This window comes from Nitratireductor sp. J20-h4 (genome assembly GCF_056780505.1).
This window is the reverse complement of the sequence record NZ_JBQUVI010000003.1, coordinates 1-5,720: the sequence shown is the minus strand read 5'-3', so window position 1 is coordinate 5,720 and position 5,720 is coordinate 1. Positions and strand designations below refer to the sequence as shown.

Here is a 5,720-nt window from a genome sequence, read left to right as displayed (position 1 = left end):
ACGTGGCTACGTGCTACTCTCCCAGGGGGTCGCCCCCCAAGTACCATCGCCGCTCAAGAGCTTAACTTCTGTGTTCGGAATGGGAACAGGTGTATCCTCTTTGCTATAATAACCACATAATCTTTATATAAAGTATTAACTTTTGTTAGTACTTTCAAAACTGCTAACATTTAATGTTTCCATTATATTTTTTAGCAACTGAAATCTTCCTTATAATTATATAATCAAAGATTTAGTTGGCGATATAAACCTTTAGGTTTATTTTGGTCAAGTCCTCGACCTATTAGTATCAGTAAGCTACATATGTTACCACACTTCCACCTCTGACCTATCAACCATGTAGTCTTCATGGGGTCTTAACCTTACGGTGGGAAATCTTATCTTGAAGTAGGCTTCGCGCTTAGATGCTTTCAGCGCTTATCCTTTCCGTACTTAGCTACCCAGCTATGCCCTTGGCAGAACAACTGGTACACCAGCGGTACGTCCATCCCGGTCCTCTCGTACTAAGGACAGGTCTCCTCAAATTTCCTACGCCTGCGACGGATAGGGACCGAACTGTCTCACGACGTTCTGAACCCAGCTCGCGTACCACTTTAATGGGCGAACAGCCCAACCCTTGGGACCTACTACAGCCCCAGGATGTGATGAGCCGACATCGAGGTGCCAAACCTCCCCGTCGATGTGGACTCTTGGGGGAGATCAGCCTGTTATCCCCAGGGTAGCTTTTATCCGTTGAGCGATGGCCCTTCCATGCGGTACCACCGGATCACTAAGTCCGACTTTCGTCCTTGCTCGACCTGTATGTCTTGCAATCAAGCTCTCTTCTGCCTTTACACTCTACGTACGATTTCCGACCGTACTGAGAGAACCTTTGAGCGCCTCCGTTACTCTTTAGGAGGCGACCGCCCCAGTCAAACTGTCCACCTGACAGTGTCCCACTACCTGATTCAAGGCAGCTGGTTAGAATCCCAGTACTACAAGGGTGGTATCCCAAGGATGGCTCCACACAGACTGACGTCCATGCTTCATAGCCTCCCACCTATCCTGTACATGTAGCACCGAGACTCAATGTCAAGCTACAGTAAAGCTCCATGGGGTCTTTCCGTCCTGTCGCAGGTAACCGGCATCTTCACCGGTATTACAATTTCACCCAGTCTGTTGTTGAGACAGTGCCCAAATCGTTACGCCTTTCGTGCGGGTCGGAACTTACCCGACAAGGAATTTCGCTACCTTAGGACCGTTATAGTTACGGCCGCCGTTTACTGGGGCTTAAGTTCACTGCTTCGGTTACCCTAACAGATCCCCTTAACCTTCCAGCACCGGGCAGGCGTCAGCTCCTATACATCGTCTTGCGACTTAGCAGAAACCTATGTTTTTGGTAAACAGTCGCTTGGGCCTATTCTCTGCGGCCATGTTTCCATGGCACCCCTTCTCCCTAAGTTACGGGGTCATTTTGCCGAGTTCCTTAACAACAGTTCTCTGGCTGGCCTTAGGATACTCTCCTCACCCACCTGTGTCGGTTTGCGGTACAGGCACCTTTAACCTCGATAGAGACTTTTCTCGACAGTGTGAAATCAGCTACTTCGCTACTAAATTTCGCTCCGCATCGTACCCCAGCATTATTCAGGCGGATTTGCCTACCTGAACTGCCTCAATACTTGCCCGCACATAACCAACAGTGCGGTTAGCTTATCCTACTGTGTCATCCCATTTCTCAAACGGTTATTGGTGGTACAGGAATATCAACCTGTTGTCCATCACCTACGCCTTTCGGCCTCGGCTTAGGTCCTGACTAACCCAGGGCGGACGAACCTTCCCCTGGAAACCTTGGGTTTACGGCCTGTGGGATTCTCACCCACATCTCGCTACTCATGCCAACATTCTCACTTCTATACAGTCCACATCTCCTTACGGTAATGCTTCAATCCATATAGAAAGCTCTCCTACCCATCATAAATGATGCCGTAGCTTCGGTAGTACGTTTTAGCCCCGGAAATTTTCGGCGCAGGATCACTCGACCAGTGAGCTATTACGCACTCTTTAAATGAGTGGCTGCTTCTAAGCCAACATCCTGGTTGTCTGTGCAATCCCACATCCTTTACCACTTAACGTACATTTAGGGACCTTAGCTGACGATCTGGGCTGTTGCCCTTTTGACTATGAATCTTATCACCCACAGTCTGACTCCCAAGCATAAGAATACGGTATTCGGAGTTTGATAGTCTTCGGTAAGTGCAATACCCCCTAGGACATTCAGTGCTCTACCCCCGTTTCTCTAAATCTTGAGGCTAGCCCTAAAGCTATTTCGGAGAGAACCAGCTATCTCCGGGCTCGATTGGAATTTCACCGCTATCCACAGGTCATCCCCGAGCTTTTCAACGCTCGTGGGTTCGGTCCTCCACGAAATTTTACTTTCGCTTCAACCTGCCCATGGATAGGTCGCCCGGTTTCGGGTCTACGTCAACTAACTATACGCCCAGTTAAGACTCGCTTTCGCTGCGGCTCCACACCTTAAGTGCTTAACCTTGCTAGGTAACGTAACTCGTTGGCCCGTTCTACAAAAAGTACGCAGTCACACAAATAATGTGCTCCTACAGCTTGTAAGTGTAGGGTTTCAGGTTCTCTTTCACTCCCCTCCCGGGGTTCTTTTCACCTTTCCCTCACGGTACTATACGCTATCGGTCACTAGGTAGTATTTAGGCTTGGAGGATGGTCCCTCCTGCTTCCCACAGGGTTTCACGTGTCCCGTGGTACTCTGGATCATATCTGAAGTCTTCTTGTTTTGACTACGTGGCTTTTACACTTTATAGCGGAGCTTTCCAACTCTCTTCGTCTACAATAGCCTCTCCGTTATGATATGTCCGCAACCCCAGTGAAGAAAACTTCACTGGTTTGGCCTGTTCCGCGTTCGCTCGCCGCTACTTACGGAATCGAATTTCTTTCTCTTCCTCCGGGTACTTAGATGTTTCAGTTCCCCGGGTTCCCCTCGCATAGCTATGTATTCACTATACGATACTTAGACATTACTCTAAGTGAGTTTCCTCATTCGGAAATCTTGGGATCACAGTTTACGTGCAACTCCCCCAAGCTTATCGCAGCTTATCGCGTCCTTCATCGGCTCCTAGTGCCAAGGCATTCGCCCTACACCCTTAATAACTTGACCAGTTATTAATTCTTGATATTTTTAAAAGTTATCTTCTTTATATGATATATTTTTTAAGAAGTTTATCTTCTTCTTTATATAATGTCATATCACTAAATGTTATGCAGTTTTCAAAGTACTAGAGTACTTAACAAGTAAGTACAAATGGTGGAGATAAACGGGATCGAACTCGCTGACCCCCTGCGTGCAAGGCAGGTGCTCTCCCAGCTGAGCTATACCCCCATATGTTTTTTCAACAAAATATATTATAATCACTTTGTCGAATTTCGTCAATATTTTTTGTAAGAGTTAAAGAACCCTCAAAATTAAACAGTAGGTTAATTCTCCCTAGAAAGGAGGTGATCCAGCCGCACCTTCCGATACGGCTACCTTGTTACGACTTCACCCCAGTTATTGATTTCACCTTCGACACTCGCTTCCCAAAAGGGTTAGCTAAGTGGCTTCGGGCGCCCCCAACTTCCGTGGTGTGACGGGCGGTGTGTACAAGACCCGGGAACGCATTCACCGCAGCATTCTGATCTGCGATTACTAGTAACTCCAGCTTCATGTAGGCGAGTTTCAGCCTACAATCCGAACTGAGAATGGCTTTAAGGGATTAGCTCGGCCTCACGACTTGGCTGCCCTCTGTACCACCCATTGTAGCACGTGTGTAGCCCTAAGCATAAGGGGCATGATGATTTGACGTCATCCCCACCTTCCTCCAGGTTATCCCTGGCAGTCCCTCTAGAGTGCCCAACTTAATGCTGGCAACTAAAGGCAAGGGTTGCGCTCGTTGCGGGACTTAACCCAACATCTCACGACACGAGCTGACGACAACCATGCACCACCTGTCACTTCTGTCCCCGAAGGGAAAAATGCGATTAGGCATCGGTCAAAAGGATGTCAAGCTTAGGTAAGGTTCTTCGCGTTGCTTCGAATTAAACCACATGCTCCGCTACTTGTGCGGGTCCCCGTCAATTCCTTTGAGTTTCACTCTTGCGAGCGTACTCCCCAGGCGGAGTACTTAATGCGTTAGCTGCGGCACCGAGGGGGGTAACCCCCGACACCTAGTACTCATCGTTTACGGCGTGGACTACCAGGGTATCTAATCCTGTTTGCTCCCCACGCTTTCGTGCCTCAGTGTCAGTTACAGTCCAGAAAGCCGCCTTCGCTACTGGTGTTCCTCCTAATATCTACGCATTTCACCGCTACACTAGGAATTCCACTTTCCTCTCCTGCACTCAAGTCTCCCAGTTTCAAGAGCTTACTACGGTTGAGCCGTAGCCTTTCACTCCTGACTTAAGAAACCACCTACGCACCCTTTACGCCCAGTAAATCCGGATAACGCTAGCCCCCTACGTATTACCGCGGCTGCTGGCACGTAGTTAGCCGGGGCTTCCTCCTCAAGTACCGTCATTATCTTCCTTGAGGACAGAGTTTTACGACCCGAAGGCCTTCATCACTCACGCGGCGTTGCTGCATCAGGCTTTCGCCCATTGTGCAATATTCCCCACTGCTGCCTCCCGTAGGAGTTTGGACCGTGTCTCAGTTCCAATGTGGCCGATCACCCTCTCAGGTCGGCTACTGATCGTCGCCTTGGTAAGCCGTTACCTTACCAACTAGCTAATCAGACGCGGGTCCATCTCATACCGCCGGAGCTTTGATAAGAGATACATGTGAATCTCTTATGTTATCCTGTATTAGCATACCTTTCGGTATGTTATCCATGTGTATGAGGCAGGTTACCCACGCGTTACTCACCCGTCCGCCGCTCTTCACCGAAGTGAATCGCTCGACTTGCATGTGTTAGGCACGCCGCCAGCGTTCATCCTGAGCCAGGATCAAACTCTCATAAAAAAGTTGTCCATCGCTCAGACTAATCATTATCTGAATATCTGGCTTGGTTTGTTTGTTGTTTCAGTTTAATTCTTAAAGAATTAATTTATTGTTAACCTACTGTTTAATTTTCAAAGTTCTTTGCTTGTTTCAGCTTCTTTATTCTACCAAAGCTGTTTTTCTTTGTCAACTACTTTTTTAAGAAGTTTTTGTTGACCTTTTGTCCCTGTCTCAAGGACAAGTAATACTATATCATTCTATTAATTGATGGTCAATAGTTTTTTAAAACTTTTTTTATACTCTAATTTTATAAAAAACTTATTAACATACTATTTATATTTTATCCACATTATAAACAGTCTTAAATGAGCTTATATTATCAATCAGTAGTTTTTATTAACAACTACCGGTTAATAATGTGAATAACTTTTTTATATTTTTTTACTAAAATAATAACTATTTGTCATTTTATATTTTATTCGCATCTATTAATATACTCAAAATAAAAACAATTATTCCTAATTTTTCATAGTTATTTAATTATAATTAATTGCCTCTTGTTCCTATATTTAATTTATTTAAATGTACAAATTATCATCTTTTAACTCTTCTAATTTATTCAAAATATAATTTTCCATGAATTCTCCTTTAGCATACTTTACAAATTTATCTATAAAAATGAGACCGATGGATTATTGATCAAAATCCTCGGTCTCATTTACATCTTCCAATAAAAAAGATT

General features: G+C 45.6%; 1 tRNA gene and 3 rRNA genes. All 4 read right to left on the bottom strand.

From position 1 onward, the window contains the following. Nucleotides 1–117: ribosomal RNA gene (gene rrf, locus ACT2B0_RS22415) — 5S ribosomal RNA — on the bottom strand. Nucleotides 118–263: 146 nt separating this feature from the next. Next, a 23S ribosomal RNA gene (locus ACT2B0_RS22410) occupies nucleotides 264–3,163 on the bottom strand. Nucleotides 3,164–3,308: 145 nt separating this feature from the next. Then, a tRNA-Ala gene (locus ACT2B0_RS22405) sits at nucleotides 3,309–3,385 on the bottom strand. Nucleotides 3,386–3,494: 109 nt separating this feature from the next. After that, nucleotides 3,495–4,999, bottom strand: a 16S ribosomal RNA gene (locus ACT2B0_RS22400). The 16S, 23S and 5S rRNA genes sit together here with 1 tRNA gene alongside, the layout of an rRNA operon. Between the last annotated feature and the right edge of the window lie 721 nt (nucleotides 5,000–5,720).